This window comes from Ferrovibrio sp. (assembly GCF_964218355.1).
Taxonomy (GTDB): Bacteria; Pseudomonadota; Alphaproteobacteria; order Ferrovibrionales; family Ferrovibrionaceae; genus Ferrovibrio.
This window is the reverse complement of the sequence record NZ_CAXPMC010000019.1, coordinates 203,102-229,139: the sequence shown is the minus strand read 5'-3', so window position 1 is coordinate 229,139 and position 26,038 is coordinate 203,102. Positions and strand designations below refer to the sequence as shown.

The following is a 26,038-nucleotide window of genomic DNA, read 5'->3' as shown; positions in this document are numbered from 1 at the left end:
TCTTATGCCCGGGCTGTCGCCAGCTTCGCGGCGCGGTTGGCCTTCAGCCGGGCGAAGTCGTCGCCGGCATGATGCGACGAGCGGGTCAGCGGCGAGGCCGAGACCATCGAGAAGCCCTTGGCATAGGCCAGCGTCTCGTAGGCCTTGAACTCGTCGGGCGTGACGAAGCTCTTCACTTCCGCATGCTTGCGGGTCGGCTGCAGATACTGGCCGATGGTCAGGAAGTCCACGTCCGCGGCGCGCAGGTCGTCCATCACCTGCATGATCTCGATCTTCTCCTCGCCCAGCCCCACCATCAGGCCCGACTTGGTGAACATCGACGGATCGACCTCCTTCACCTTGGCCAGCAGCTGCAGCGAGGCGAAATAGCGGGCGCCCGGCCGGATGGTCGGATACAGCCGCGGCACGGTCTCGAGATTGTGGTTGTAGACATCCGGCCGCGCGGCGACCACCGCCTCGATGGCGCCGGGCTTGCGGATGAAATCGGGGGTCAGGATCTCGACCGTGGTGGCCGGCGAGGCCCGGCGAATGGCCGCGATGGTCTTCACGAATTGGCCGGCGCCGCCATCGGCCAGGTCGTCGCGGTCGACCGAGGTGATCACCACATGGTTCAGCCCCAGCCGGCCGACGGCTTCCGCCACATGCTCCGGCTCGTCGGCATCGACGCCGGAAGGCTTGCCGGTGGCGACATTGCAGAAGGCGCAGGCGCGGGTGCAGACGGCGCCCAGGATCATCACGGTGGCATGCTTCTGCTGCCAGCATTCGCCGAGATTCGGGCAGGCGGCTTCCTCGCAGACCGTGTTCAGCTTCAGGTCGCGCATCAGCTGGCGGGTTTCCGCCACCTGCGGCGAGGTCGGCGCCTTGGCCCGGATCCAGGCCGGCTTGCGCAAAACCGGGCTGTCCGGCCGGTGCGCCTTTTCCGGATGGCGGACGGTCCTGGCGGCCAGGTCTGCCGGCGGCGGGTTGATGATCACGGTCACGATACGGTCCTCTCGGCCCTTCGTCGCTTGGCCCCTCGTCGCTTGAGGTAGCGCGCCCCGACTATACAGAAAAGCCCCGGGGCTGGCACCGGCCAGAAACGGCCAATCCGGCGCCGGTCGCCCGGAAACCTAGAAATTCAGCGCCTTGCCATAAGCGTCCAGGGTCGACTCGTGCATCATCTCGCTGAGCGTCGGATGCGGGAAGATGGCATGCATCAGCTCGACCTCGGTGGTTTCCAGCGTCCTGGCGATGCCGAAGCCCTGGATCAGCTCGGTGACTTCCGCACCGATCATATGGGCACCGAGCAGTTCGCCGGTCTTCGCGTCGAACACGGTCTTCACCAGCCCCTCCGGCTCGCCCAGCGCGATCGCCTTGCCGTTGGCGAGGAAGGGATAACGGCCGACCCGCACCTCATGCCCCTTCGCCTTGGCGGCGGCTTCGGTCAGGCCGACGCTGGCGACCTGCGGCGTGCAGTATGTGCAGCCCGGGATGTTGGACGTCTTCAGCGGGTGGACATCCTTCTCGCCGGCGATCTTCTCGACGCAGATCACACCCTCGTGGCCGGCCTTGTGGGCCAGCCAGGGCGGGCCCGTCAGGTCGCCGATGGCATAGATGCCGGGTTCTGCCGTGCGGCTCCATTCGTCGGTGACCACATGGGTCTTCTCGACCTTCACCTTCGTCGTCTCCAGGCCGATATTCTCGACATTGCCGACGATGCCGACGGCGAGGATGACGCGGTTGACGGTGATCTGGCTTTCCTTGCCGGCCTTGTCCTTCAGGGTCGCCGTCACGCTGTCGGCCGCCTTCTTCAGTGCGGTGACACTGGTGCCGACATGGATTTTCATGCCCTGCTTCTCGAAGGCCTTCCTGGCCAGACCGGAGATTTCCTCGTCTTCGACCGGCAGCACCCGGTCCATTACCTCGACCACGGTGACCTCGCAGCCGAGCGTGCGGTAGAAGCTGGCGAACTCGATGCCGATGGCACCGGAGCCGACCACCAGCAGCGATTTCGGCAGTGCCTCGGGGACCATCGCTTCCTTGTAGGTCCAGACCAGCTTGCCGTCCGGCTCCAGCCCGGGCAGCGACCGGGCCCGCGCGCCGGTGGCCAGGATGATGTGCTTCGCGGTCAGCTCGGCGACCGCCTTGCCGTCCTTGGTGACCTTCAGCTTGCCGGGACCGTTCAGCGCGCCATGGCCGTCAAAGACCTGGACCTTGTGCTTCTTCATCAGGAACTTGACGCCGTTCGACAGCTGCGCGGCGACCTTGCGCGAGCGTTCGACCACCGCCTTGGTGTCGATGGTCACCTTGCCCTCGACCTTGAAGCCGAAAGCCTCGGCATGCCGGATATGGCTGTAGATCTCGGCCGAGCGCAGCAGGGCCTTGGTCGGGATGCAGCCCCAGTTCAGGCAGATGCCGCCCAGATGCTCGCGCTCGATGATGGCGGTCCTGAAGCCGAGCTGGCTGGCGCGGATTGCCGTGGTGTAACCGCCGGGGCCGGAACCGAGGACGATGACGTCGAAACTGGTGTCAGGCATGAGGTTCCTCCTCAGACAGAACGGGTGATCCCGCCGTCGACGCGGATATTCTGGCCGGTGATGTAGCTGGCCTGTGCCGACAGCAGGAAGGCGACGGTGTCGGCGATCTCGCACACCGTGCCGTAGCGCTTCATCGGAATGCGCGCCACGCGCTCGTCTTTCGCCGGCAGGCTGTCGATGAAACCGGGCAGCACGTTGTTCATGCGGATGCCCTGCGCCGCATACTGGTCGGCATAGACCTTTGAGAAAGCGGCCACGGCCGCGCGTACCGGGCCGGAGATCGGGAAATCGGATTCCGGCTCGAAGGTGGCATAGGTCAGGAGATTGACGAAGACACCGCCGCTCTTCTGCTGCAGCATAACCGGCGTCACTAGGCGAACCATGCGGATCACCGCCAGATGCACCAGCTCGAAACCGGTCAGCCAGGCGGTATCGTCCAGATCCAGCAGCTTGCCCTTGGGCGGGTGACCGGTGTTGTTCACCACCGCATCGATGCGGCCGTACTTCTCCAGCGTCAGGTCGACCAGCGCCTTGACGTCCTCCGCCCTGGCATTCGATCCCGCCGTGCCGACGCCGCCGAGACTCTCTGCGAGAGTTTTCGCCGCGCCCGACGGCGACATCGCCGCCACCCTGTAGCCATCCGCCGCCAGCCTCTTCAGAATCCCGGCGCCCATGCCCTTGCCGGCGCCGGTGACGATCGCGACCTTGTCAGCCATGCCCATCGCCTTACAGCAGCATGGTCAGCGGGTCGTCGATGAAGCCCTTGAAGGCCTGCAGGAACTCGGCGCCCACCGCGCCGTCCACCGCGCGGTGATCGACCGAGAGCGTGCAGGTCATGATGGTGGCCGGCACGATCTGGCCGTTCTTCACCACGGCACGCTGCTCGCCGGCACCGATGGCGAGGATGCAGCCCTGCGGCGGATTGATCACCGCCTCGAACTGCTTGATGCCGAACATGCCGAGATTGGAGATCGAGAAGGTGCCGCCCTGGTATTCCTCGGGCTTCAGCTTGCCGTCCCGCGCCCGTACGGCGAGGTCCTTCATCTCGCCGGCAATCTGGGTCAGGCCCTTCTGTTCCGCCTGCTTGACGATCGGCGTGATCAGGCCGGCCGGGGTCGCCACCGCCACCGAGATATCGGCATGCTCGTAATACAGCATGCCGCTTTCATCGAAGCTGGCATTGGCCGCCGGCACCTTCTTCAGCGCCAGCGCCACGGCTCGGATGATGAAGTCGTTGACGCTGATCTTCGCTTCCGACTTGTCGTTCAGCCGCTTGCGCAAGGAAAGCAGCTCGTCGATCTCGGTGTCGATGGTCAGGTAGAAATGCGGCACCGTCTGCTTGGACTCGGTCAGGCGGCGTGCAATGGTCTTTCGCATGCCCGACAACGGTTCCAGCCGGTAGGGCATCTTGAGCAGGTCGGCCAGCTGACGCGCGCCCGGGCCGGAGGCCACAGGTGCCGCCGCCTTGCCAGCCGCAGCGGGAGCCGCCGCAGCCTTGGTACCGGCCGGCGTCTTCTCGATATCGGCCTTGACGATGCGGCCATGCGGACCGCTGCCCTGCACGGCTTTCAGGTCGATGCCGGCCTGTTCCGCCATGCGGCGGGCCAGCGGCGACGCGAAGACGCGGTCGCCGGACTTCGCAGCCGGAGCCGGCGCAGCGGCCGGAGCCGCAGCGGACTTCGGGGCTTCCGCCCTGGGTGCCTCAGCCTTCGGAGCCTCAGGCTTCTTCTCTTCCGCCTTCTTCGGCGCGGCCTTCACATCAGAAGCGCTTTCACCCTCTTCCAGCAGCACGGCAATCGGCGTGTTCACGGCGACGCCCTCGGTGCCTTCCGGCACCAGGATCCTGCCGAGCCGGCCCTCGTCGACCGCCTCGAACTCCATCGTCGCCTTGTCGGTCTCGATCTCGGCCATGATGTCGCCGGCCTTGACCGCGTCGCCTTCCTTGATCAGCCACTTGGCCAGCTTGCCCTCGGTCATCGTGGGCGAGAGGGCCGGCATCAGGATATCGATCGGCATGCCCTTCCCTCCCTCAGCGGTAGCAGACGGCCCTGGCCGCGGCGACGATATCGCCAACGGTGGGCAGGGCCAGCTTTTCCAGGTTGGCGGCATAGGGCATCGGCACGTCCTTGCCGCTGACCCGCGCCACCGGCGCATCGAGATAATCGAAGGCCAGCTCCATCATGCTGGCGGAGATTTCCGAACCGACGCCCGATTGCGGGAAACCCTCTTCCACCACGACCAGGCGGTTGGTCTTCTGCACCGACTGCACGATGGCGTCCTTGTCCATCGGCCGGATGGTGCGCAGGTCGATCACCTCGGCATCGATGCCTTCCTCGGCCAGCTTCTCGGCCGCCGCCAGCGCATGGCCGACGGCGATGGAATAGCCGACCAGGGTGACATCCTTGCCGGCGCGGGCGATGCGCGCCTTGCCGATCGGCACCACGTAATCGTCCAGCTTCGGCACCTCGAAGCTGCGGCCGTAGAGAATCTCGTTCTCCAGGAAGATCACCGGATTGGGATCGCGGATCGCGGCCTTGATCAGGCCCTTGAAATCGGCGGCGGAATACGGCGCCACCACCTTCAGGCCGGGGATATGCGAATACCAGGCGGCGTAATCCTGGCTGTGCTGGGCGGCAACACGCGCCGCGGCGCCGTTCGGGCCGCGGAACACGATCGGGCAGCCCATCTGGCCGCCCGACATGTACAGGGTCTTGGCCGCCGAATTGACGATCTGGTCGATCGCCTGCATGGAGAAGTTGAAGGTCATGAACTCGACGATGGGCTTCAGGCCGCCGAAAGCGGCGCCGACGCCGAGGCCGGCAAAGCCCATCTCGGTGATCGGCGTGTCGATCACCCGGTCGGGACCGAACTCGTCCAGCATGCCCTGGCTGATCTTGTAGGCGCCCTGGTACTGCGCCACCTCCTCGCCCATCAGGAACACGCTGTCGTCGCGGCGCATCTCTTCCGACATGCCCTCGCGGATCGCCTCGCGCACCGTCATGGTCACGAACTCGGTGCCGTCCGGAATGTCCGGGTCCTTCAGCTCCGGCGCCGGGGTCGGCGCCGCAGTCACAGCCGAAGCCTTGGCGGCGGCGGGCGCGGCGGCCTTCGCCGGCGCAGGCTCCTGCTTCGGCGCGGCGGCAGCGGCCGGTGCGGCGCCGGGCTTCTCGTCCTCGCCGCGCAGCAGCGCGATCGGGGCATTGACGGCGACGCCCTCGGTGCCTTCGGGCACCAGGATCTTCTCGATCACGCCCTCGTCGACCGCCTCGAATTCCATCGTCGCCTTGTCGGTCTCGATCTCGGCCATGATGTCGCCGGCCTTCACCGTGTCGCCGGCCCGGACCAGCCATTTCGCCAGCTTGCCCTCGGTCATCGTGGGCGACAGGGCCGGCATCAGAATCTCGATTGCCATGATTTTCTCCTCCGGCCCGCTCAGGCTTCCACGTAGACGTCGGTCCACAGCTCCGATGGATCGGGCTCGGGGCTTTCCTGGGCGAAGTCGGCGGCTTTCTGGACGATATCCTTGACCTCCTTGTCGACGGCCTTCAGCGCATCCTCGTCGGCCATCTTGTTGCCCAGCAGCACGCTGCGCGCCTGATCGATCGGGTCATGCTCGGAGCGCATCTTGCTGACCTCGTCCTTCGAGCGGTATTTCGCCGGGTCGGACATCGAGTGGCCGCGATAGCGGTAGGTCATCATCTCCAGGATCACCGGCCCCTTGCCGGCGCGGCAATGGGCGACAGCCTCCTCGCCCGCTTCCTTCACGGCCAGCACGCTCATACCGTCGACCTGGCGCCCGGAGATGCCGAAGCTCTCGCCGCGCTTGTACAGCGCCGGCTGCGCCGAGGCGCGGGCCACCGAGGTGCCCATGGCATACTGGTTGTTCTCGATCACGTAGATGACCGGCAGCTTCCACAGTTCGGCCATATTGAAGCTTTCATAGACCTGGCCCTGGTTGGCCGAGCCGTCGCCGAAATAGCAGAAAGTGACGTTGTCGGTCTTCCTGTACTTCTGGGCGAAGCCGAGGCCGGTGCCCAGCGGCACCTGGGCGCCGACGATGCCGTGGCCGCCGTAGAAATGCTTCTCGCGGCTGAACATGTGCATCGAGCCGCCCTTGCCCTTGGAATAGCCGCCGATGCGGCCGGTCAGCTCGGCCATCACCCCGTTCGGGTCCATCCCGGTGGCCAGCATGTGGCCGTGGTCGCGGTAGGAGGTGATGACGGCATCGCCGTCCTTGGCGCAGGCCTGCAGGCCGACGACGACGGCTTCCTGGCCGATATAGAGGTGGCAGAAGCCGCCGATCAGGCCCATGCCGTAAAGCTGGCCGGCCTTCTCCTCGAAGCGGCGGATCAGAAGCATGTCGCGGTAATAGCGGAGCATCTCGTCCGCTGCCGGCAGCTTGGCCGCCTTTTTGGCCGCGGTTTCGCCCGCCTTGCCTGCTTTCGCCATCTGTATCCTCCCGGAATGACGCAACGGCATGCACCGTTTATTGGCGCTGTCGGAGGCGGAAGATGGCGGCTAACTTAGGTTAAAACAAGGGATATTCTGTAGTTAACTTGATTTCGGTTAATCGACGCAATTCCGTTTCTTCGCGCACCCCGTTCAGCGTCCGAGTATTACCAGATCATGGGGCCTGATCATACCCAGAACCCGTCGCGACTGCTCTTCCAGCATGTCGGCATCCAGCGCATCCTCGCGCAGCAGGCCGGTGCGCCGCTCGAGAATCCGCCGTTCCGCCGTCACCGCCGCCAGCGCCGTCTCGGTCTGCTGGATCTGCAGGGTCAGGCGGGTATAGGCGTTGATGCCATGCTCGCCCTCGATGGCGTGGTAGCAGAAATAGCCGATGGCCGCGAAACAGATCACGGGCACGATGGCCGCAAGGGAATGACGCCGGATTTCGCTGTATGCGCTCATGGGGGAATCGAATCACATCCGAGTCGCCGGGTCAACGCGAATCGACTCGGCGAGTCGTGATTCGTGCCGGAGAGTCAAAGTCTTATAGGCAGCTCGATGGCTGGGCGCCAGCGCCGCCCCTTCCCCGCGGCGGGGCAACCCGCTATTTTGCAGCCATGTCCAGATCGCACCCGCGCCGCAAATCCCGTGTCATCCGCCTGGCCCTGATGGGCACCGTCGGCCTGGTCGGCCTGACCGGCTGCGAGGAGAAGGACCCGCTGGCCGGGCAGGACGTGATCCGCGACCAGGCGGAATGCAGCAGCAAGGCCGATCCGGATGCCTGCCGCATGGCCCTGGCCGATGCCCGCGAGGCGCATCTGCGCAGCGCCCCGCGCTTTGCCAGCCTGACCGACTGCGAAGACCGCTTCGGCCTTGGCAACTGCGGCACGCCGCAGCAGGTGCTGGCCGGCAACGACGCCTTCCGGGCCGCGCAGCCGGCCGCCGGCACCGCCCCGCAGTCAGCGACCCCGCAGCAGACCGCCCCGCAGGAGCAGACCGCGCAGGGCTCGGGCTCGCTCTTCATGCCGATGCTGATGGGCTACATGCTGGGCCGCGGCCTCGGCGGCACCTCGCCCTGGGCGGCGCAGCCGCTCTACCGCGACCCGGGCAACACCGTGTATTCCGGCAACCGCAATCTCGGCCAGCTCAGCACCAGCCGTTTCCCCGATGCGCCGAAGGCGACCCCGGCCAGCATCGCCCGCGGCGGTTTCGGCACCACCGGACGCGCCTTCACGGTTGCCGGCTGAGCCGGGCGGCTGCATGCAGCGCCTCGCGGTCGATCCCCGCCCCGACTGGCGCGAGCGCGCCGAGGAACTCGGCTTCGCCTTCCACACCATCGACGGCCAGCCCTACTGGTGCGAGGATGCCGCCTACTGCTTCTCGGCAGCGCAGATCGACGAGCTCGACGATGCCGCCCAGCGACTGGAGGAAATGAGCCTCGACCTGGTCGAGGACGTGGTGCGCCGCGGCGCCTACGAACCCTTCCGGCTGAGCGACACCGCCTGCGCGATGATCGAGGAATCCTGGCGCCGGCAGGACAAGAATCTGTATGGCCGCTTCGATTTCGCCTGGGCCGGCAGCGGTCCGCCGAAGCTGCTGGAATACAACGCCGACACGCCGACCGCCCTGTACGAATCCAGCGTCGTGCAGTGGGAATGGCTCGACAGCTACTGCGCCCATTGCGACCAGTTCAACGGCATCCACGAGATGCTGATCGAAGCCTGGAAGAATTTCGGCCTCTGGGGCCACCGCGTGCATTTCACCTGCGTGCGCGACCATGCCGAAGACATCGGCACCGTCGACTATCTGCGCGACACCGCCCTGCAGGCCGGACTGGAGACCGGCCGGATTTTCGTCGACGAGATCGGCTGGAACGGCAAGCGCTTCGTCGATCTGGTCGCCAAGCCGATCACCGTGCTGTTCAAGCTGTATCCGTGGGAATGGCTGCTGCAGGAAGGCTTTGCCGGCCATATCGGTCCGTCGGGCGTGCGCATGATCGAGCCGGCCTGGAAGATGCTGCTGTCGACCAAGGCCCTGCTGCCCCTGCTGTGGGACCGTTTTCCGGATCATGAGAATCTGCTGCCGGCCAGCTTCGAGGCGGATGCCATCCGCGGCGCCCGCGTCTCGAAACCCTTCTGGGGCCGCGAGGGCGCCGGCATCACCCGTCTTGCCGCCGATGGCAGCATCGCCGAGGCCGTGCCGGGCCAGGCCGAGATCGCCGAAGCCGCCGATGCCATGGTCTGGCAGCAGGCGGTCGAGATGCCGTGCTTCGATGGCTTCTATCCGGTGCTGGGTGTGTGGATGATTGCATCGCGCGCCTGCGGACTCGGCATCCGCGAAGATAACAGCCCGATCACCCGCAACAGCAGCCGCTTCGTTCCCCACCTCTTCGAGTAAACGGACCGCCCATGATCAGCACCGCGACACCCGACCTCAGCCGCTATCTCTTCACCCTGCCGGATTTCGCGATCTTCTTCATCTGCGCGATCATCCTGCTGATGGTGTTCCTGGTGGTCTACACGCGCCTGACCCCGCAGAAGGAATGGAGCCTGATCAAGCAGGGCAGCAATGCCGCGGCGATTTCGCTGTCGGGCGCCACCATCGGTTTCGCCATCCCGCTGGGCAGCGCCATCACCTATTCGCAGAGCCTGGCCGACATGCTGGTCTGGGGCGCGGTGGCGCTGGTGATCCAGTGGGGCACCTTCGTGGCCGTGCGGCTGCTGATCCCCGGGCTGCCGCAGCGCATCACCGACGGCGAGACGGCGGCCGCCATCACCGTGGCCGGCATCAGCATCGCCGTCGGCCTGCTGAACGCCGCCTGCATGACCTACTGACCGGGTTTCGCCGCCGTCCCGGCCGGCCAGACACAGACCTCCACGCTCTGCTGCCGGCCCGGCAGATGCACGGCGCCGGCCGCGGCAAAGGCCGGCAGGTCGGGCGCACTGTCCCGCGCCGTCGCCAGGCAGGCGGCCGAGACCGCGATCCGGCAATCCAGCTCGCGGGTCAGCGCCTCCAGCCGGCTGGTGATGTTGACGGTGTCGCCCAGCACGGTGAATTCCAGCCGCCGGTCGCCACCGATATTGCCCACCACCACCGGCCCGCAATGCACGCCGACCGACAGCCGCACGGTATCGGCGCCCCGCGCCGCCCGCTTGGCATTCCAGCGGTCGATCTCGGCCTGCAGGTCGACGGCGCAGCGCAAGGCGCGGGCAGCCGAGTCAGGGGCTGCGGCAATCGCCCCGAAGGTGGCCAGGAAGCCGTCTCCCATATACTTGTCGAGCGAGCCGCCATGGCCGAACACCACGCGGCTGCCGCGTTCGTGGAAGCTCTTCAGCAGCCGCACCACCCGGTCCGGCGGCAGCTGTTCCGACATCGCCGTGAACCCGACGATATCGGCAAACAGTATCGCCACCTCGCGGGTGGTCGGCACGCCGAACGGCCGCTCGGAGGCGATGATGGCATCGGCCACATCGGGCGAGACATAACGCGCCAGATCGGCACGGGCGATCTCGGCCCGGGTCTGGCGCAGCAGCATGCGGCGGGAGCGCCAGACCGCCGCCGCCAGGATCGCGGTGGCAATCACCGCCAGCACCATCTGGTTCATCAGGGTGAAGATGCTGACGAAATGGGGATCGACGATCATGCCCAGCAGGGCCTGCGATGATTCCGCCTGTACCGGATCGTAGGGCAGCGTGTCAGGACGCAGCAGCACCAGCAGCACGCCAGTTCCCCACGCCGCCACCGCGCAGAAGCCGGTCCAGATCACCTGCAGCGGCGAGTAGGACAGCGCCGCACCGACGATCAGCAGGATGAGATAGAGGAATTCCGGTCCGCGCACCCGCATCTGGATCGGAAAGCCGGAATCGATATGGCCCGGTGGCGGCAGGATGACCACTGCCGTAACCAGAATGGCATCGAGCAGCACGAAGGCCAGACGCAGCGGTACGGCATAGCGGTGCCGGCGCAGCAGATACGGAACCACCCCCAGCAGGAGCAGAAGCAGGCTGACCGAGAGATAGTAGACTTGGCGTTCGGGCTCGATTGCCAGCACCAGCCACAGCATCACCGCAAGCACCGCCACCAGCCGGGCGCGGAAGGCGAAAACCAGGCCGCGCTGCTCCTCGTCGGCAATGGCCCGGTGGATACGGGCCTCGAGCCGGGTGCGCGGGCCGCGGCGCTGCCACAACCGCGCCGCCGTGTCTGGCTGCCGATTCATCACGTCTCCCTGCCGCCGGGTCGCACCGGCCGCGGCGGCACTGTTCCGCCCGGCAGGCAAACCTAGCACCCGGTTCCACGGCTGGGCTGTGACGGATGTCGCAATCCGGCGCCGCGGTGCACAATCCTCAGCGGCAGCGCACCAGCATGCGGTCGGCCTCGATGGTCTCGTCGAAAGCCACCAGCTTCTGCGGGGTCAGGTCGAATACCACCAGCGCCAGCTCGCGGTCCGGCTGCTCGGCATCGATCAGGATGATCTTGTCGCGCTCGGTGCGGACGCGGCCCTCGCGCGGATCGCCCTCGTCCAGCGTCGAACGGAAGCCGCCTTCCTGGGTGAATTCCAGCAGCTCGCCAGCCTCGCAGGCGGCAGGATTGATCGCCCAGCGGCCGAGGATCATGCCGGGCCGCACCGTCACCGCCTGCGCCATCGCCGCTCCCGCCATCAGCAGGGCGACCAGCGCAACCGGGAGTGAAGACCCGGCGCGATGCATGCTCAGCGCCGCTTCAGGGCGGCCAGGCCCGGATATTTCGCCGCCGCCTCGAGTTCCTGCTCGATGCGGATCAGCTGGTTGTACTTGGCCATGCGGTCGGAGCGGGCCAGCGAACCGGTCTTGATCTGGCCGCAATTGGTGGCGACCGCGAGATCGGCGATGGTGCTGTCCTCGGTCTCGCCCGAGCGGTGCGACATCACGGCGCGGTAGCCGTTCTTGTGCGCCAGCTCGACGGCTTCCAGCGTCTCGGACAGGGTGCCGATCTGGTTCACCTTGACCAGGATCGCGTTGCCGACGCCCTTCTCGATGCCATCGGCCAGACGCTTCGGGTTGGTGACGAAGAGATCGTCGCCGACCAGCTGGCACCTGCCGCCGATCACGTCGGTCAGTTCCTTCCAGCCGGCCCAGTCGTCTTCGGCCATGCCGTCCTCGATGGAGACGATCGGATAGTCGCCGACCAGCTTGGCCCAGTATTTCACCATATCGGAGGGCGACAGCTTCAGGTTCTCACCATCCAGATGATACTGGCCGTCCTTGAAGAATTCGGTGCTGGCGGCATCCAGCGCGATCATCACATCCTTGCCGGCCCTGTAGCCGGCGGCCTCGATGGCCTGCATGATGAAATCAAGCGCGCCGCGGGTGCTCGGCAGGTTCGGCGCGAAGCCGCCCTCGTCGCCTACATTGGTATTGTGGCCGGCATCCTTCAGCTTCTTCTTCAGCGTATGGAACACCTCGGCGCCCATGCGCACGGCATCGGCGATGCTCGGCGCCGCCACCGGCATAATCATGAATTCCTGCACGTCGATCGGATTGTCGGCATGGGCGCCGCCATTGATGATGTTCATCATCGGCACCGGCAGCACATGCGCGGCCGCGCCGCCGACATAGCGGTACAGCGGCAGGCCGGCTTCCTCGGCAGCCGCCTTGGCCACGGCCATGCTCACACCCAGAATCGCATTCGCACCCAGCCGCGCCTTGTTCGGCGTGCCGTCCAGCTCGATCATCATGCTGTCGATCTTCAGCTGCTCGGCCGCCTCGATGCCCGACAGCGCATCGAAGATCTCGCCATTCACCGCCTGCACGGCCTTCAGCACGCCCTTGCCCAGATAGCGCTGCTTGTCGCCGTCGCGCAGCTCGACCGCCTCATGGGCACCGGTCGAGGCACCCGAAGGGACCGCGGCGCGGCCCATGGCGCCGGATTCGAGATGCACGTCGACCTCGACGGTCGGATTGCCGCGGGAATCGAGAATTTCGCGGGCGACGATGTCGGTGATGCCGCTCATGGCGGAAAACCCCTTGTTCTGGCCGGAAGGAAAGACGGAAAACCGGCCGAAGGGATAGCCCGCCGGGCGCAGGCGGGCAAGGCTTCCGCCTGCGGGGGGATCACGCAGGTGTTATGCCGCTTTCCCGCCGGCCTGCGTTAACTGACTGTCCTGAACTGACTGTCCGGGCCGTGAGAGGCCACAAACCACAACCCAGCAAGGGGAAATACCCGATGACCCGTCTGATGCCGCGCCAGCCCGTCCCCGCCCTGGACGTTCCCACCGCAGGCGGCCCCGCCTGGTCGCTGGCGGCGCAGCAGCCGGCCCGGTTCACCCTGGTGGTGTTCTTCCGCGGCCTGCACTGCCCGATCTGCCGCACCCAGCTGCGCGACCTGCAGACGAAGCTGCCCGATTTCGAGAAGCGCGGCGTCTCCGTGATCGCGCTCAGCAGCGACGACGAGGAACGCGCCACCCGCACGAAGACCGAATGGGGCCTCGATGGCCTGACGCTCGGCTACGGCCTGCCGCTGCCGAAGGCCCGCGAATGGGGCCTCTATGTCTCGGCGGGCCGCGGCAAGACCTCGATCGGCGTGGAAGAGCCGGCACAGTTCAGCGAACCGGGCCTGTTCCTGATCCGGCCGGACGGCACGCTGTATTTCGCCAGCGTGCAGACCATGCCGTTTGCCCGGCCGCAATTTGCCGACATCCTGAACGCCATCGACTTCGTGGTGGCCAAGGATTATCCGGCCCGCGGCGAAGTCGCCGCCTGACGCCGGTCCCGGCGCACCCGGCCCGTCAGCGCGCCCGGTTCACCCGGGCGACGAAGCCATAGGCCCGGGCCGGGCCCTCGCCGGCCTGCAGCGGACAGGCGCGGTCGGCGGCGGCCCCGACGGCGCGGAACAGCGGCTCGAAATCCGCCTGCACCCGCTGCAGCCATTCGGCGGCGGCGCTGTCGATGCCCTGGCGGTATTGCGGCTGGTCGGCACGGGCCTCGCCGAGCTGGCGCCGCACGCCGTCGGCCTCGTCGATCATCAGGCCGTATTCATAGGCGGCCTCCTCCAGCCGGCCGGCCTGCAGCAGGTTCAGCACCAGTTCGGCGCGGTTCCACAGGAAATCCTCGATGCTGCCCCGCTCGCGGCCAGACCGCATGGCGCGGTAGGAGAAATCCATCCGCGCCTCGTAATAGGCCTGGAAGTCGCGGCAGGCTTCGGCGAGGCCGCCCTCGCGCCAGACGGATACGACCGGCACCAGCGGGCCGCACTGGCCGCAGCCCCGGAAATAGTTGCCCCAGCGGTCGTTGGAACTGACCAGGGCGAAACGGCCATCCCGCTGCAGGTCGGCGGCAAGGATCGGCCGGCCGCTGTCGCGCGGGGTGATCTCGTCGATCTCCGCACCCAGCGCCAGCACCGACAGCTCATAGCCGGCATAGCCGGAACCGCCGGACCCGAATTCGACGAACAGCAGCGGCCGGCCGGTGCCGAAGGGATCGCCGCCGCTGGGTTCGACGATGCGCACCAGCCAGTCCTCGGCACTCAGCCGTTTCGCCGGCGCGACCGTGCCGTCCGCAGCAATGGCAACGTCGTGGATCTCGAACACCATCGCGCCGCCCCGGGCGGGATCGGCGGTGTCGCGCAGGTCCCAGACCAGCGCCAGCCGGGCCGGATGGTCGGCGCCCGCACGCAGCAGAAGCTGCTGCACCAGTGTCGCCCCGGCCGGCTGCGACTTCTGCAGGGCGGCGGTCAGCGCCGCCATCCAGTGCGGCCAGTGGCGCTGCGGCACCAGGAAGGGCGTGTCCGGCCCGCCCTGCGGGTCGGCCGGATCGCCCGCCGTCTCGCCAAGATAGTGGAATGTGGCCGGATCGCGCGCCAGCGCCGGTGCCGCCTGCCACAGGGATGCCGCCAGACTGGCGACCAGCGCCAGCAAGCCTGTCCGGAGTCCAATTGTCGTCATGTGTCCCGTCCCGCCGATGAACCTGCCCTGGACGGATCAGGCGCCCGGATTGTGGCGGGATCGGGGATGAATTCGGGCGAAGCGGCGGCAGCCGCTCAGTCCGCGGCCTGTTCCTTCATCCAGGCATCCAGCTCGGCCAGCAGATGCGGCGCGGCGGCCAGCGCCTGCAGGATGGCCACATCCTGCTCGGGCGAGCGGCGTTCGTCGAGGATGGCGCAGACATAGGCGGTGATGCCATGCACCAGCTCGTTGCTGGCCAGCAGCTCGGCCGGATTGGTCAGGCCGCGCGCCCGCTCGGTTTCGGCATGCACCAGCCGGGTCAGCAGGGTGACCTTCTGGATCGGCGGCAGCGCCGCAAAGGCGCCCTGCAGGGCGGTGGTCATTGGTTCTCCCCCGTCGTCACCCTCGGGCTGGACCCGAGGGTCCATCCTATCAACGCGCAGGGCCGACCTGCAAACACCATGGCTACGAAGACGTGGACCCTCGGATCCAGCCCGAGGGTGACGATTTTGGCATCTTCAGATGTCATGGCCGGGCCTGTCCCGGCCATCCACGACTACTGTTGCCTTTATCGACCGCTTGGAGGAATTCCAGCCAATTGCAGAAACCGCAGCCCAAGCTTCTCATAGTCGGTTCCTGATCTCACCTGCCGGTCCACAGCGTGGTAGCGGCTACCAGACTGGCCTTCGATTATCCATCGCCAGCCGTCTGTCGCAGGAAGTTCGTCCGACGTAGGTGTCATGCTCCAGAAGGATGTGCCACTCATAACCACTTTGAATTCGTGCCACTCAGCAACAGTAAGCGGCCGAGTTATTTTGCTTAAGATCTGCTCATTGGCTGGAGACATCACTGTCGCCTCCAGCCGGTAATCGCGCATCTCACTCAAGATACGCACAACTACAACACTGGAGAAGCTCGGAATCCACAGCAGCCGGTAGGCTTCTGTATTTGTAGCCCTAGCGCAAGAAAGCGAAGGCTCCCCTGCATTCCGTAATCGGCGCGCATAACTTTCCCCCGCATTGCCGTACCTGTTCTGGAAAGTCCCACGTGGGAAATATTCTTCGCCGGCTTCGCATTCGGTCCTGACATTCTCGGATTGAGCGCCGCAGGCTCCAAGAATAACGCCAATAACAGCCAGCACCGACACCCTGAAAACGTGGATGGCCGGGTCAAGCCCGGCCATGACAGTTTTGGGGATGGCGGACAGCCGCACGGGCTAACCGCTTAATGCCCTGCCTTCGCCAGATGGTCAAACTCAAGGAGCTGTTCGAGGATCGGTTCCAGCTTGTCGAAATGCACCATGTTGGGGCCATCGGATGGCGCGCTGTCCGGGTCCTTGTGGGTTTCCATGAACACGGCGGCGACGCCGATGGCGACGGCGCCGCGGGCGAGGATCGGCACGAAGCGGCGGTCGCCGCCCGAGGCCGTGCCCTTGCCGCCCGGCTGCTGCACCGAATGGGTGGCGTCGAACACCACCGGGCAGCCGGTCTCGGCCATGATCGGCAGCGCGCGCATGTCGTTGACCAGGGTGTTGTAGCCGAAGCTGACGCCGCGCTCGCACAGCATCACGTTCGGGTTGCCGCAATAGTCGAATTTCTCGACGATGTTCTTCATGTCCCAGGGGGCGAGGAACTGGCCCTTCTTCACGTTGACCGGCTTGCCGGTCTGGGCGGCGGCGACCAGAAGGTCGGTCTGCCGGCACAGGAAGGCCGGGATCTGCAGCAGGTCGACATGCGGCGCCACGGTGCGGCACTGCTCTTCCGTGTGCACGTCGGTGATGACCGGCACCTTGATCTCGCTGCGCACCGCATCGAAGACCGGCAGCGCATTCTCCAGCCCGAAGCCGCGGTTCGACCGGATCGAGGTGCGGTTGGCCTTGTCGAAGGAGGTCTTGTAGACGAAGTTGATGCCGAGCCTGTCGGTCATTTCCTTCAGGCTGCCGGCCATGTCCAGCGCGTGCTCGCGGCTTTCCATGGCGCAGGGCCCGGCCAGCAGGGTGAAGGGCAGGTCGTTGCCGATCTCGAAGTCGCCGACCTTCACATGGCGGACTGGATTCTGGGTGTCGCTCATACCGGTTTCTCCTGACTACGCGCCCCTGCCACCCTTATACGCGCCGGGCCGGGATTTGTCCCTGCCGAGATAGGGCAGTCCGGTTAACAAACCACCCGGTCTGACAAGCCGCCCGCTGGCCCGGGTCTGGCTCCCCGCTTTCGCGGGGATGACGGAAAAAGAAACCGTCGTTCCCGCGCAAGCGGGAACCCAGTGCCGAAGCTGCGCCCGGAAACAGCTGGGCCTAGACCAGCCGGGACTGTTCCAGCGCCGCCTTCACGAAACTGGCGAACAGCGGATGCGGCTCGAAGGGCTTCGACTTCAGCTCGGGGTGATACTGCACGCCGATGAACCACGGATGGTCGGGCAGCTCCACGATCTCGGGCAGCAGGCCATCGGGCGACATGCCGGAGAAGACCAGGCCGCATTCCTCCAGCTTCGCGCGATACTTGGTGTTGACCTCGTAGCGGTGACGGTGGCGTTCGGAAACCGTGGTGCTGCCGTAGATTTCCGCCACCCGGCTGCCGGCGGCCAGCGCCGCGTCATAGGCGCCCAGCCGCATGGTGCCGCCGAGATCGCCGGCCCTGCTGCGCTGTTCCAGCTCGTTGCCGCGCATCCACTCGGTCATCAGGCCGACCAGCGGCTCTTCGGCGGGGCCGAATTCGGTGCTGCTGGCCTTTTTGATGCCGGCCTTGGAGCGCGCGTATTCGATCACCGCCATCTGCATGCCGAAGCAGATGCCGAAATACGGCACCTGGCGCTCGCGGGCGAAGGTGACGGCGCGGATCTTGCCTTCCGAACCGCGCTCGCCGAAGCCGCCCGGCACCAGGATCGCATGCACGCCGTCCAGCGCCGCCAGCGCGGTCTCGTCCTTCTCGAAGGCCTCGGCCTCGATCCACTCGATGTTGACCTTGACGTTGTTGGCGATGCCGCCATGGGCCAGCGCCTCGGCCAGCGATTTGTAGGCATCCTTCAGGCCGGTATATTTGCCGACGATGGCGATCTTCACCGCGCCTTCGGGGGCGGTGACGCGCTGGACGACATTCTCCCAGCCCGACAGGTCGGGTTCCTTCGAGGCATCCTCGCCGAAGGCCTGCAGCACCTGCACGTCCAGCCCGGCCGCGTGATAGGCCAGCGGCGCGGCATAGATGGTGCTGACATCCAGCGCCGGGATCACCGCCTCTTCGCGCACGTTGCAGAACAGGGCCATCTTCTTGCGGTCGCCCTGCGGAATCTCGCGGTCGGCGCGGCAGAGCAGGATATCCGGCTGAATGCCGATCGAGCGCAGCTCCTTGACGGAATGCTGGGTCGGCTTGGTCTTCAGTTCGCCCGAAGCCGCGATGTAGGGCACCAGCGTGCAGTGGATGTAGATCGCCTGGCCGCGCCCGGCTTCCAGCCCGAACTGGCGGATCGCCTCCAGGAAGGGCAGGCTCTCGATATCGCCGACCGTGCCGCCCACTTCCACCAGCATGAAATCGACGCCCTCGCGGTCGTCGGCGATGAAGTCCTTGATGGCATCGGTGATATGCGGGATCACCTGCACGGTGCCGCCCAGATAGTCGCCGCGGCGCTCCCTGGCGATCACGGTCTGGTAGATGCGCCCGGTGGTGATGTTGTCGGTCTTGCGCCCTGGCACGCCGGTGAAGCGCTCGTAATGGCCGAGATCGAGGTCGGTCTCGGCCCCGTCATCGGTGACGAAGACCTCGCCATGCTGATACGGGCTCATGGTGCCCGGATCGACATTGATATAGGGGTCGAGCTTGCGCAGGCGGACGGTATAGCCACGGGCCTGCAGCAGCGCGCCGAGAGCCGCCGAAGCCAGACCTTTGCCAAGGGATGAGACCACGCCGCCGGTGATGAAGATGTACCGCGTCATGGGCGTCCTGTTTAACTGATTCATCCGACACAAAAAAGGGCTTTGCGCGCCGCGGCGCGCGATTTCACAGGTCTGAAATTATTCTTTCAGGCCAGACAGTTACTTCGAGAGCGGAACCTGCGGCTGGGCCGGCTGGGCGGGCAGTCCGGCCGGGGCCTGGGTGGCCGGCGCGTCGAGAATCGAGCGCGGGGTGCCGCGGTTGCCGGCCAGAATCGCCAGCACGATGCTGGTGCAGATGAACAGGGCCGCCAGGATGGCCGTGGTGCGGGTCAGCAGATTCGCCGTGCCGCGCGCCGACATGAAGCCGCCGCCACCGCCGCCGATGCCCAGCGCGCCGCCTTCCGAGCGCTGCACCAGGATCACGCCGATCAGCGCCAGCGCGAGCAGGATGTGCACAACGAGCAGGAAGGTCATCATCGGTCCGGTCTCCGCGACTTAAGCCGGGGGGCTTTTACACCCTGTGGCCGGGGAGGAAAAGCCCCAACCCGGCGACGGGCGGTCAAATCGCCGCCATGACGGGGATTTGGCCGGGAATCCGCCCATTCCGGCCCCGCGGCCCCGCCCCTGTGCGCTTCCGGCAAATCCCGCTACGGTACCGGCCAGCCCCGCATCCGACGGGGAATCAGCCATACCCTCCCCCCGCTTCACGAGGCCCCGTTCCGTGCCCTCCGACATCCTGCTGCTGATGGTCCAGGTGCCGGCCGCCTTCCGCGACCGCATGGCGGCCCGTTTCGAAATCCTCGGCCCCTTCGACCGCCATCCGGCGGCGGCCCTGACCCCGGACCAGGCCGGGCGGGTGAAGGCCATCGTCACCTTCGGCTCGCTGGTCAGCGACGCCGCCCTGTTCGACGCGGTGCCGCATGCGAAACTCGTCTGCTGCTGGGGCACCGGCTTCGAGCGGGTCGACCGGGCGGCCGCGCAGGCCCGCGGCATCACCGTCACCCATAATCCCGGCGCCAATGCCACCGCGGTGGCCGATCATGCCATGGCCCTGATGCTGGCCAGCATCCGCCGGGTGATCCCCACCGACCGCTTCCTGCGCACCGGCGCCTGGCAGGGCAACGCGAAAACCCGGCAGGTGCCGGTGCGCGGCCTGACCGGACGGCGGGTCGGCATCTACGGACTGGGGGCCATCGGCGCGAAAGTCGCCACCCGCTGCGCCGCCTTCGAGATGGAGGTCGGTTACTGCAGCCGCAGCCGGCGCGACGGCATGGCCTATGCCTACTTCCCGACGCTGCTCGAGCTTGCCGGCTGGGCCGACGTGCTGGTGGTGGCGGCCCGCGCCGACGCGGTCACCCGCCACAGCGTGAATGCCGGGGTGCTGCGTGCGCTGGGCCCGGACGGCCATGTCGTCAACATCGCCCGCGGCAGCATCATCGACGAGGCGGCGCTGATCGCGGCGCTGGAGCAGAAGGTGATCGCCGGCGCCGGACTGGATGTCTACGAGCACGAACCCGCCGTGCCGGAAGCCCTGCGGGCGCTGGAGAATGCCGTGCTGACCCCGCATACCGGCGCCGGCACCCTGGAGGCACGCGACGCCATGCTGGACATGACGGTCGCCAATATCGAAGGCTTCTTCGATGCCGGCCGGGCGCTGACCCCGCTGCCGGAATGACTGCAGCGGCCTGATCGCGGCAGCCTGATCGCACCGCCGGCCAGGCTTGACGGCCGGCCTGGAGATGACAAAGGGGGCCGGAGCCCCCTTTGCGATCTTGTGACGATCCAATCGTCTTGTTAACGACCAGACCACGATTTCTGAAATGCCATGCCAGGTTGCATACTTTGTGGCAGCTTGTCAATATAGTTGCCGAAAAATGCCGTTTAGGGGGGCTATGGATGCAACTGCACTATCGTCTCGCACTCGACATTGGCACCAATTCCATTGGCTGGTGGCTGTATGAGCTCGACAGCAAGGGCTCACCTGTCCGTTCTCTCGACGGCGGGGTGCGGATTTTCAAGGATGGCCGCAACCCGAAAGACAAGACCTCGCTGGCCTCCACCCGCCGCCTCGGCCGCTCGATGCGCCGGCGGCGCGACCGCTATTTGCGCCGGCGCAGCAAACTGCTGAACCGTCTGGTTGCCTGTGGCCTGCTGCCGACCGAGGAAACGGCACGCAGGGCCCTGGTCTCGCTCGACCCCTATGCCCTGCGCGCTGCCGCACTGGAGCGCCGGCTGGAGCCGCACGAGATCGGCCGTCTGCTGTTCCACCTGCATCAGCGCCGGGGCTTCAAATCGAACCGCAAGACCGACCGGGCCGACAGCGAACGCGGCGTGGTGCGCCAGGGCGTCAACCGCCTCAAAGCCCTGATGGAGGAGGCCGGCGCCCGTACGCTGGGGCAGTTCCTCCATGCCCGTCATCTGAAAGACGACTGGGTGCGCGCCCGCAAACGCCCGATGGCCAACGACAAGGGCAAGACGGTCGAGCAATACGACATCTATCCCGAACGCGCCCTGGTGGAAGCCGAATTCGATGCCGTCTGGGCCGAGCAGGCGAAACACCATCCGGCGATCATGACCGCCGAAGCCCGCGCAAAACTGAAAGACGCGATCTTTTTCCAGCGACCGCTGAAACCGGTCGATCCCGGGGTCTGCACCTTCAACCCGTCCGAACGCCGCCTGCCCTGGGCCGATCCGCTCAGCCAGCGCCGTCGCCTGTACGAGCAGGTGAACCAGCTGATGATCGTCGTGCCGGGCCAGAAAAGCATCGCTCTTACCCGGCCGCAGCGCGATCTTGTGGCCGAAGCCCTGCTGACCAATCCGAAGCGCACCTTCAACCAGATCCGGCGCCTGCTGAAACTGGCCCCGGATCTCCGGTTCAATCTGGAAAGCGACAAACGCAAAGACCTGATCGGGGATGAGACCGCCGCCATTCTGGCGCGGGACGGGCATTTCGGCCCCGGCTGGCGCCGGCTGCCGCTGGAACGGCAACGGCAGATCGTCAGCCGCCTGCTGGAGGAAGAGGACGAGCAGGCGCTGGCCGCATGGCTGCAGCAGGAATGCGGTCTCGATGCCGCGCAGGCCATGACTGTCGCGCTGGCGCCCCTGCCGGGCGGATACACCGCCCTGGGCGAAACCGCGTCGCGCAAAATCCTGGCCGAACTGGAAAAGGACGTGGTTGTTTACAGCAGGGCGGCGGAACTGGCCGGCTACCATCATTCCGACTTCCGCACCGGGGAAATCCGCGACAGCCTGCCCTATTACGGTGACTGGCTGCCCACGGCGGTGAAGCCCGGCACCGGCAACCCGGAAGACGACGAGGCAACACGCTATGGCCGCATCGCCAATCCGACCGTGCATATCGCCCTCAACCAGTTGCGCCGGCTGGTCAATGAGCTGATCGCCCGGCATGGGCATCCGGCGCAGATCGTCGTCGAACTGGCGCGCGATCTCAAAGCGAACAAAAAGCAGCGCGAGGAACAGGACAAACGGCATACGGCCAGCAAGAAGCAGGCGGATACGCACCGGGAAATTCTGGCCGGCCTGGGACAGCCGGATACCGGCGAGAACCGCCTTCGCCTGCGCCTGTACGACGAACTGGCGCCGCTGGAGCACAAATGCCCCTACAGCGGCAAGCCGATCAGCCAGCGCATGATCTTCAGCAGCGAAGTGGAAATCGACCACATCCTGCCTTTCTCGCAGACGCTCGATAACCGTTTCGACAACCGCGTGCTTGTTCTGAGCGAGTGGAATCGCCGCAAGGGCAATCGCACGCCCTACGAGGCCTTCGGGTCCACCCCGGACTGGGAGGATATCGCGGCCCGGGCCGAGCGGCTTTCACCCGGCAAACGCCGCCGGTTTCAGCCCGATGCGATGGAATGGTTCCTGAAGAACGAGAAGGACTTCCTCGCCCGTCACCTGACCGATACGCAGTATCTGAGCCGCACCGCCCGGCAGTATCTGTCGGCAGTCTGCGATCCCGATCAGGTCTGGGCGATCCCCGGCAGCCTGACCGCGCTGATCCGGGGCAAATGGCGGTTCGACGAATTGCTGGGCAGCAACACCAAAAACCGCGACAACCACAAACACCATGCCAAGGATGCCGCGGTGATCGGCCTGATCGACCGCGGGCTGCTGAATGCCATATCCCGCGCCTCGGCACAGGCGGCAGATCGCGGCGACCTCGAACATATCGAAGTACCGATGCCGTGGCCGGGCCTGAAAGCCGAGATCAGGGCCCGTCTCGACGCCATTGTGGTCAGCCACAAGCCCGAGCGCAGCGAGGCCGGCTGCGGCCGGGTCGGCAAATTCTTCAAGGACACGGCTTATGCCGTAGTCGGCCCGCCGGACCGGCGCGGCGTGCCGCTGGTGGCCCATCGCGTGCCGCTGGAAAGCCTGAAAACTGCCGCCGACCTGGAGACCATTCATAATAACGAGCCGCTGAAAGCAGCGTTGCGCGCGGCCACGCATGGCAAGGAGGGCAAGGCATTCAGCGAAGCCCTGCTGGCCTTTCGCGAGGCCGACGGCCCCTTCAAGGGCATCCGCCGCGTCCGCGTTGCCGAGCGCACCAGCGTGATCATGGTCCGCAACCGGCAGGGCGTTGCTTACAAGGGGTACGCGTCGGAGGGAAATTTCAGCTTCACCATCTGGCGGCTGCCGAATGGGAAATGGCAATCGGAAATCGTGTCGCTGTTCGATGCCGCTCAGGCGGCGCCGTCATCGGAAATCCGCAAGGCGCATCCCACCGCAAAAAAGATCATGACCTTGCGGCAGGACGACATGATCGCGATCGAGGATGCGGAAGGGCGGTGCATCATGCGGGTGGTGAAATTTTCGACCAACAAAACGATACAACTGGCCGAGCATTTCGAAGCCGGCGCGCTGAAGGATCGCGATGCCAACAGGGACGACTACTTCAAATACACGAACACCTCTGCCAGCGGCCTGCAGAAGCTGAAGGCGCGCAAGCTGCGCATCACGCCGGGCGGAAAGATATATGATCCCGGCCCGCTGGAATGATGGCTGCCCGTGGAACGCATCGTCGATATCAGCCAGGATAACCAGCATCTCAGCATCCACCGCGGATTCCTGCTGGTCGAACGTGATGGCACCGAAGTCGGCAGGGTGGCGCTGGACGATATCGCCGCCCTGCTGGTTCATGCCCATGGCATCACCTACTCCAACTCCGTGCTGGTCGAGCTCGCGGCCCGCAACGCACCCCTGGTGGCCTGCGGCCCCAACCACTTCCCGGTTGCCTGGTCGCTGCCCATAGACGGCCATCACGATCAGGGCGGTCGCCTCCGTGCCCAGTGGGATGCACCGCGCCCACTGATGAAGCGTTTGTGGCGGGATATCGTGGCTGCCAAGATCAGGGCCCAGGCTGCATTGCTGCTCTCGCGTGGAGAACGTGGCGGCGAAGGCATTCGCGCCATGGCACAGCGCGTGAGATCAGGCGATCCGGAGAACCTGGAGGCACAGGCGGCGCGACGCTACTGGCCTTTGCTGTTCGGCGAGGACTTCCGGCGCGACCGCGCCGCCGATGGCGCAAACGCCATGCTGAATTATGGCTATACTGTCCTGCGGGCTGCAACGGCACGCGCCGTGGTTGGCGCCGGCCTGCATCCAACCATCGGCATAGCCCATGTCGGGCGCGGCAACGCCTTTGCTCTGGTCGACGATCTGATGGAACCGTTCAGGCCTGTTGTCGATCACGCAGTCATGGGGTTGCTGCAGGATGGCGAGCAGGAGGTGTCTCGCACGGTGAAAGAACGGCTGGCCGGCGTGGTAGCCACCGACATGCAGCTCCCTGACTGTGTCAGTCCGCTTCATGTGGCTCTCGACCGCTTCACCCTGTCGATAGCCAGGGCTTTCGAAAATGCCGATGGCAAACTCGACTTTGCACGTCCGATTTTCGGACCACGGCAGCTTGGCTTCGGCGACATGGAAGCCGGTACATGAGCGGCGGCAACTCCCGGTTCACGATCCTCAGCGGATATCGCCTCATGTGGATGATGGCCCTGTTCGATCTTCCGGTCGACGATCCAGAGCGCCGCAAGGCCGCGGCGGATTTTCGCAATGACCTGCTGGATCTGGGATTCCAGATGACCCAGTTTTCGGTGTATTTGAAGTATCTGACCGGCAAGGAGCAGGCCGAGACATTGATCCGGCGGATTGCAGCTGCCGTACCGGAATATGGCGATGTGAAAATCCTGTGCTTCACCGACAAGCAGTACGAGAATTTAGTCAGCTTCCGGGGGCGAAAGCGGGAAGCCGCTCCGAAGAATCCTGGTCAGCTGGCGCTGTTCTGACAGCACTTGCTCGCTTTAGGCGGCGTAGATTTGTCGATAACGCCGCACTTACAACAGGTTACAGACAAATCCAGCCTAGCATTTCAGAAATCGCGGTCCAGCCGGAACGTCCCGCCTGCTGCCCGCCGGCCATGACTAGCCTAGCATTTCAGAAATCGCGGTCCAGCCGGAACCTGTAACTCGGCCTTCTTGGTCAGCCAGTAGCCTAGCATTTCAGAAATCGCGGTCCAGCCGGAACAACAGGCCGGCGAGGATGGTGAATGCGAGGAGCCTAGCATTTCAGAAATCGCGGTCCAGCCGGAACTGAACAGCCTGCTGGGTGGCAACAAGACCAGCCTAGCATTTCAGAAATCGCGGTCCAGCCGGAACACACGGCGCTAGAGTGTGGCGGAGCAGGAAGCCTAGCATTTCAGAAATCGCGGTCCAGCCGGAACCGCGCCATTCGTCGGTGCTGATGATGCCGTAGCCTAGCATTTCAGAAATCGCGGTCCAGCCGGAACGAGCCCGACCATGGCTGACCTTGCGAAGCAGCCTAGCATTTCAGAAATCGCGGTCCAGCCGGAACACACGGCGCCGGAGTGTGGCGGAGCAGGAGAGCCTAGCATTTCAGAAATCGCGGTCCAGCCGGAACTGCTGATCGGCCAGATGTTCACCGCCGGCAGCCTAGCATTTCAGAAATCGCGGTCCAGCCGGAACCGAGCGCGCGAAGGGTGGTGAGGGATGAGCAGCCTAGCATTTCAGAAATCGCGGTCCAGCCAGCCACACATCGCCTGGCACCCCAGGCACCCGACCCCAGTTTGGCAAAAATAACGTGGATGGCCGGGTCAAGCCCGGCCATGGCGGATAGCGGGAGCAACCCTTCTTGACATCGGGCTGCGCGTTCTCATCTTGTTCTGAGCAGCCGCCCGCCGGGAAAAACCGGCGAACGGGGCCGCGTGCCATTCATTCAGAAGGAGCAATAAGCGCCAGCGGTCACTGGCGG

24 protein-coding genes and 1 CRISPR repeat array are annotated in these 26,038 nt (G+C 65.8%); of the genes, 8 read left to right on the top strand and 16 right to left on the bottom strand.

Going from position 1 to position 26,038, the window contains the following annotated elements; all coding sequences use genetic code 11:
- Positions 1 to 2: 2 nt before the first annotated feature.
- The 7 genes from lipA to ACEQZY_RS13650 all read right to left on the bottom strand — a co-directional run bounded on the left by lipA (position 3) and on the right by ACEQZY_RS13650 (position 7,430).
- Positions 3 to 974 (bottom strand): lipoyl synthase, encoded by a 972-nt coding sequence (gene lipA, locus ACEQZY_RS13680; RefSeq protein ID WP_370155291.1) that lies wholly within the window; start codon positions 972 to 974, stop codon positions 3 to 5.
- Between the two features lie 135 nt (positions 975 to 1,109).
- Positions 1,110 to 2,516 (bottom strand): dihydrolipoyl dehydrogenase, encoded by a 1,407-nt coding sequence (lpdA, locus tag ACEQZY_RS13675; protein WP_370155199.1) that lies wholly within the window; start codon positions 2,514 to 2,516, stop codon positions 1,110 to 1,112.
- Between the two features lie 11 nt (positions 2,517 to 2,527).
- Complete coding sequence (locus ACEQZY_RS13670) at positions 2,528 to 3,232, bottom strand: SDR family oxidoreductase (RefSeq protein ID WP_370155197.1); 705 nt, start codon at positions 3,230 to 3,232, stop codon at positions 2,528 to 2,530.
- Between the two features lie 10 nt (positions 3,233 to 3,242).
- Complete coding sequence (locus tag ACEQZY_RS13665; protein WP_370155195.1) at positions 3,243 to 4,532, bottom strand: pyruvate dehydrogenase complex dihydrolipoamide acetyltransferase; 1,290 nt, start codon at positions 4,530 to 4,532, stop codon at positions 3,243 to 3,245.
- Between the two features lie 13 nt (positions 4,533 to 4,545).
- A complete protein-coding gene (locus tag ACEQZY_RS13660) occupies positions 4,546 to 5,928 on the bottom strand; it encodes a pyruvate dehydrogenase complex E1 component subunit beta (RefSeq protein WP_370155193.1) in 1,383 nt (460 codons plus the stop codon).
- Positions 5,929 to 5,948: 20 nt separating this feature from the next.
- Positions 5,949 to 6,965: a pyruvate dehydrogenase (acetyl-transferring) E1 component subunit alpha gene (gene pdhA / locus ACEQZY_RS13655; protein WP_341704930.1), complete on the bottom strand. Its 1,017-nt coding sequence runs from the start codon at positions 6,963 to 6,965 to the stop codon at positions 5,949 to 5,951.
- A gap of 153 nt (positions 6,966 to 7,118) precedes the next feature.
- Positions 7,119 to 7,430 (bottom strand): septum formation initiator family protein, encoded by a 312-nt coding sequence (locus tag ACEQZY_RS13650; RefSeq protein WP_341704931.1) that lies wholly within the window; start codon positions 7,428 to 7,430, stop codon positions 7,119 to 7,121.
- A gap of 155 nt (positions 7,431 to 7,585) precedes the next feature.
- On the opposite strand from ACEQZY_RS13650, the gene ACEQZY_RS13645 reads away from it, so the two are divergent.
- The 3 genes from ACEQZY_RS13645 to ACEQZY_RS13635 are packed head-to-tail and all read left to right on the top strand — an operon-like array spanning position 7,586 to position 9,802.
- A complete protein-coding gene (locus ACEQZY_RS13645) occupies positions 7,586 to 8,215 on the top strand; it encodes a DUF1190 domain-containing protein (protein WP_370155190.1) in 630 nt (209 codons plus the stop codon).
- A 13-nt stretch (positions 8,216 to 8,228) separates the two neighbouring features.
- Positions 8,229 to 9,365 (top strand): glutathionylspermidine synthase family protein, encoded by a 1,137-nt coding sequence (locus ACEQZY_RS13640; protein ID WP_370155188.1) that lies wholly within the window; start codon positions 8,229 to 8,231, stop codon positions 9,363 to 9,365.
- An 11-nt stretch (positions 9,366 to 9,376) separates the two neighbouring features.
- Positions 9,377 to 9,802, top strand: coding sequence for a DUF350 domain-containing protein (locus ACEQZY_RS13635; RefSeq protein WP_341704934.1), 426 nt, complete (start codon positions 9,377 to 9,379; stop codon positions 9,800 to 9,802).
- Here ACEQZY_RS13635 and ACEQZY_RS13630 read toward each other — a convergent pair.
- The 3 genes from ACEQZY_RS13630 to eno form a co-directional block, all read right to left on the bottom strand.
- Positions 9,796 to 11,184 (bottom strand): adenylate/guanylate cyclase domain-containing protein, encoded by a 1,389-nt coding sequence (locus ACEQZY_RS13630; RefSeq protein WP_341704935.1) that lies wholly within the window; start codon positions 11,182 to 11,184, stop codon positions 9,796 to 9,798. The genes ACEQZY_RS13635 and ACEQZY_RS13630 overlap by 7 nt on opposite strands.
- 127 nt (positions 11,185 to 11,311) lie before the next feature.
- The gene (locus tag ACEQZY_RS13625) at positions 11,312 to 11,674 is read right to left on the bottom strand and encodes a hypothetical protein (RefSeq protein WP_341704936.1); all 363 of its coding nucleotides are present in this window, start codon (positions 11,672 to 11,674) and stop codon (positions 11,312 to 11,314) included.
- A gap of 2 nt (positions 11,675 to 11,676) precedes the next feature.
- On the bottom strand, positions 11,677 to 12,957 hold the full coding sequence (gene eno / locus ACEQZY_RS13620) for a phosphopyruvate hydratase (RefSeq protein ID WP_370155185.1): 1,281 nt from the start codon (positions 12,955 to 12,957) through the stop codon (positions 11,677 to 11,679).
- 212 nt (positions 12,958 to 13,169) lie between these two features.
- Between eno and ACEQZY_RS13615 the strand changes: the two genes are divergently transcribed.
- On the top strand, positions 13,170 to 13,706 hold the full coding sequence (locus ACEQZY_RS13615; protein ID WP_370155182.1) for a peroxiredoxin-like family protein: 537 nt from the start codon (positions 13,170 to 13,172) through the stop codon (positions 13,704 to 13,706).
- A 25-nt stretch (positions 13,707 to 13,731) separates the two neighbouring features.
- Here ACEQZY_RS13615 and ACEQZY_RS13610 read toward each other — a convergent pair whose 3' ends face one another.
- The 6 genes from ACEQZY_RS13610 to secG all read right to left on the bottom strand — a co-directional run bounded on the left by ACEQZY_RS13610 (position 13,732) and on the right by secG (position 19,228).
- Positions 13,732 to 14,886, bottom strand: coding sequence for a hypothetical protein (locus ACEQZY_RS13610; protein WP_370155180.1), 1,155 nt, complete (start codon positions 14,884 to 14,886; stop codon positions 13,732 to 13,734).
- A 95-nt stretch (positions 14,887 to 14,981) separates the two neighbouring features.
- Positions 14,982 to 15,269 carry a hypothetical protein gene (locus ACEQZY_RS13605; RefSeq protein WP_370155178.1) on the bottom strand — a complete coding sequence of 96 codons (288 nt, stop codon included), beginning with the start codon at positions 15,267 to 15,269 and terminating at the stop codon, positions 14,982 to 14,984.
- Between the two features lie 185 nt (positions 15,270 to 15,454).
- Positions 15,455 to 16,099 (bottom strand): hypothetical protein, encoded by a 645-nt coding sequence (locus ACEQZY_RS13600; RefSeq protein ID WP_341704329.1) that lies wholly within the window; start codon positions 16,097 to 16,099, stop codon positions 15,455 to 15,457.
- Between the two features lie 11 nt (positions 16,100 to 16,110).
- A complete protein-coding gene (gene kdsA, locus ACEQZY_RS13595) occupies positions 16,111 to 16,956 on the bottom strand; it encodes a 3-deoxy-8-phosphooctulonate synthase (protein WP_341704330.1) in 846 nt (281 codons plus the stop codon).
- A gap of 223 nt (positions 16,957 to 17,179) precedes the next feature.
- Positions 17,180 to 18,811 carry a CTP synthase gene (locus tag ACEQZY_RS13590; RefSeq protein ID WP_341704331.1) on the bottom strand — a complete coding sequence of 544 codons (1,632 nt, stop codon included), beginning with the start codon at positions 18,809 to 18,811 and terminating at the stop codon, positions 17,180 to 17,182.
- A 99-nt stretch (positions 18,812 to 18,910) separates the two neighbouring features.
- Positions 18,911 to 19,228 (bottom strand): preprotein translocase subunit SecG, encoded by a 318-nt coding sequence (gene secG, locus ACEQZY_RS13585; RefSeq protein ID WP_370155174.1) that lies wholly within the window; start codon positions 19,226 to 19,228, stop codon positions 18,911 to 18,913.
- 244 nt (positions 19,229 to 19,472) lie between these two features.
- Here secG and ACEQZY_RS13580 point away from each other — a divergent pair, with 244 nt between their 5' ends.
- From ACEQZY_RS13580 to cas2, 4 genes are all read left to right on the top strand, one after another.
- Positions 19,473 to 20,426 carry a 2-hydroxyacid dehydrogenase gene (locus ACEQZY_RS13580; RefSeq protein ID WP_370155172.1) on the top strand — a complete coding sequence of 318 codons (954 nt, stop codon included), beginning with the start codon at positions 19,473 to 19,475 and terminating at the stop codon, positions 20,424 to 20,426.
- 221 nt (positions 20,427 to 20,647) lie between these two features.
- Positions 20,648 to 23,767 (top strand): type II CRISPR RNA-guided endonuclease Cas9, encoded by a 3,120-nt coding sequence (gene cas9, locus ACEQZY_RS13575; RefSeq protein ID WP_370155170.1) that lies wholly within the window; start codon positions 20,648 to 20,650, stop codon positions 23,765 to 23,767.
- Positions 23,768 to 23,776: 9 nt separating this feature from the next.
- Entirely contained in the window at positions 23,777 to 24,706 is a 930-nt protein-coding gene (gene cas1, locus ACEQZY_RS13570) for a type II CRISPR-associated endonuclease Cas1 (RefSeq protein WP_370155167.1), read from the top strand.
- On the top strand, positions 24,703 to 25,056 hold the full coding sequence (gene cas2 / locus ACEQZY_RS13565) for a CRISPR-associated endonuclease Cas2 (RefSeq protein ID WP_370155165.1): 354 nt from the start codon (positions 24,703 to 24,705) through the stop codon (positions 25,054 to 25,056). Before cas1 ends, cas2 begins: the two co-directional genes overlap by 4 nt.
- Before the next feature lie 72 nt (positions 25,057 to 25,128).
- Positions 25,129 to 25,818: a CRISPR direct-repeat array (repeat unit 36 nt; unit sequence AGCCTAGCATTTCAGAAATCGCGGTCCAGCCGGAAC).
- Positions 25,819 to 26,038 lie beyond the last annotated feature (220 nt).

Bases quoted from the DNA above. Each gene is read 5' to 3' on its own strand.
- lpdA (WP_370155199.1), bottom strand. From the start codon at position 2,516: ATGCCTGACACCAGTTTCGACGTCATCGTCCTCGGTTCCGGCCCCGGC.
- ACEQZY_RS13670 (WP_370155197.1), bottom strand. From the start codon at position 3,232: ATGGCTGACAAGGTCGCGATCGTCACCGGCGCCGGCAAGGGCATGGGC.
- ACEQZY_RS13665 (WP_370155195.1), bottom strand. From the start codon at position 4,532: ATGCCGATCGATATCCTGATGCCGGCCCTCTCGCCCACGATGACCGAG.
- ACEQZY_RS13660 (WP_370155193.1), bottom strand. From the start codon at position 5,928: ATGGCAATCGAGATTCTGATGCCGGCCCTGTCGCCCACGATGACCGAG.
- pdhA (WP_341704930.1), bottom strand. From the start codon at position 6,965: ATGGCGAAAGCAGGCAAGGCGGGCGAAACCGCGGCCAAAAAGGCGGCC.
- ACEQZY_RS13650 (WP_341704931.1), bottom strand. From the start codon at position 7,430: ATGAGCGCATACAGCGAAATCCGGCGTCATTCCCTTGCGGCCATCGTG.
- ACEQZY_RS13645 (WP_370155190.1), top strand. From the start codon at position 7,586: ATGTCCAGATCGCACCCGCGCCGCAAATCCCGTGTCATCCGCCTGGCC.
- ACEQZY_RS13640 (WP_370155188.1), top strand. From the start codon at position 8,229: ATGCAGCGCCTCGCGGTCGATCCCCGCCCCGACTGGCGCGAGCGCGCC.
- ACEQZY_RS13635 (WP_341704934.1), top strand. From the start codon at position 9,377: ATGATCAGCACCGCGACACCCGACCTCAGCCGCTATCTCTTCACCCTG.
- ACEQZY_RS13630 (WP_341704935.1), bottom strand. From the start codon at position 11,184: ATGAATCGGCAGCCAGACACGGCGGCGCGGTTGTGGCAGCGCCGCGGC.
- ACEQZY_RS13625 (WP_341704936.1), bottom strand. From the start codon at position 11,674: ATGCATCGCGCCGGGTCTTCACTCCCGGTTGCGCTGGTCGCCCTGCTG.
- eno (WP_370155185.1), bottom strand. From the start codon at position 12,957: ATGAGCGGCATCACCGACATCGTCGCCCGCGAAATTCTCGATTCCCGC.
- ACEQZY_RS13615 (WP_370155182.1), top strand. From the start codon at position 13,170: ATGACCCGTCTGATGCCGCGCCAGCCCGTCCCCGCCCTGGACGTTCCC.
- ACEQZY_RS13610 (WP_370155180.1), bottom strand. From the start codon at position 14,886: ATGACGACAATTGGACTCCGGACAGGCTTGCTGGCGCTGGTCGCCAGT.
- ACEQZY_RS13605 (WP_370155178.1), bottom strand. From the start codon at position 15,269: ATGACCACCGCCCTGCAGGGCGCCTTTGCGGCGCTGCCGCCGATCCAG.
- kdsA (WP_341704330.1), bottom strand. From the start codon at position 16,956: ATGAGCGACACCCAGAATCCAGTCCGCCATGTGAAGGTCGGCGACTTC.
- ACEQZY_RS13590 (WP_341704331.1), bottom strand. From the start codon at position 18,811: ATGACGCGGTACATCTTCATCACCGGCGGCGTGGTCTCATCCCTTGGC.
- secG (WP_370155174.1), bottom strand. From the start codon at position 19,228: ATGATGACCTTCCTGCTCGTTGTGCACATCCTGCTCGCGCTGGCGCTG.
- cas9 (WP_370155170.1), top strand. From the start codon at position 20,648: ATGCAACTGCACTATCGTCTCGCACTCGACATTGGCACCAATTCCATT.
- cas2 (WP_370155165.1), top strand. From the start codon at position 24,703: ATGAGCGGCGGCAACTCCCGGTTCACGATCCTCAGCGGATATCGCCTC.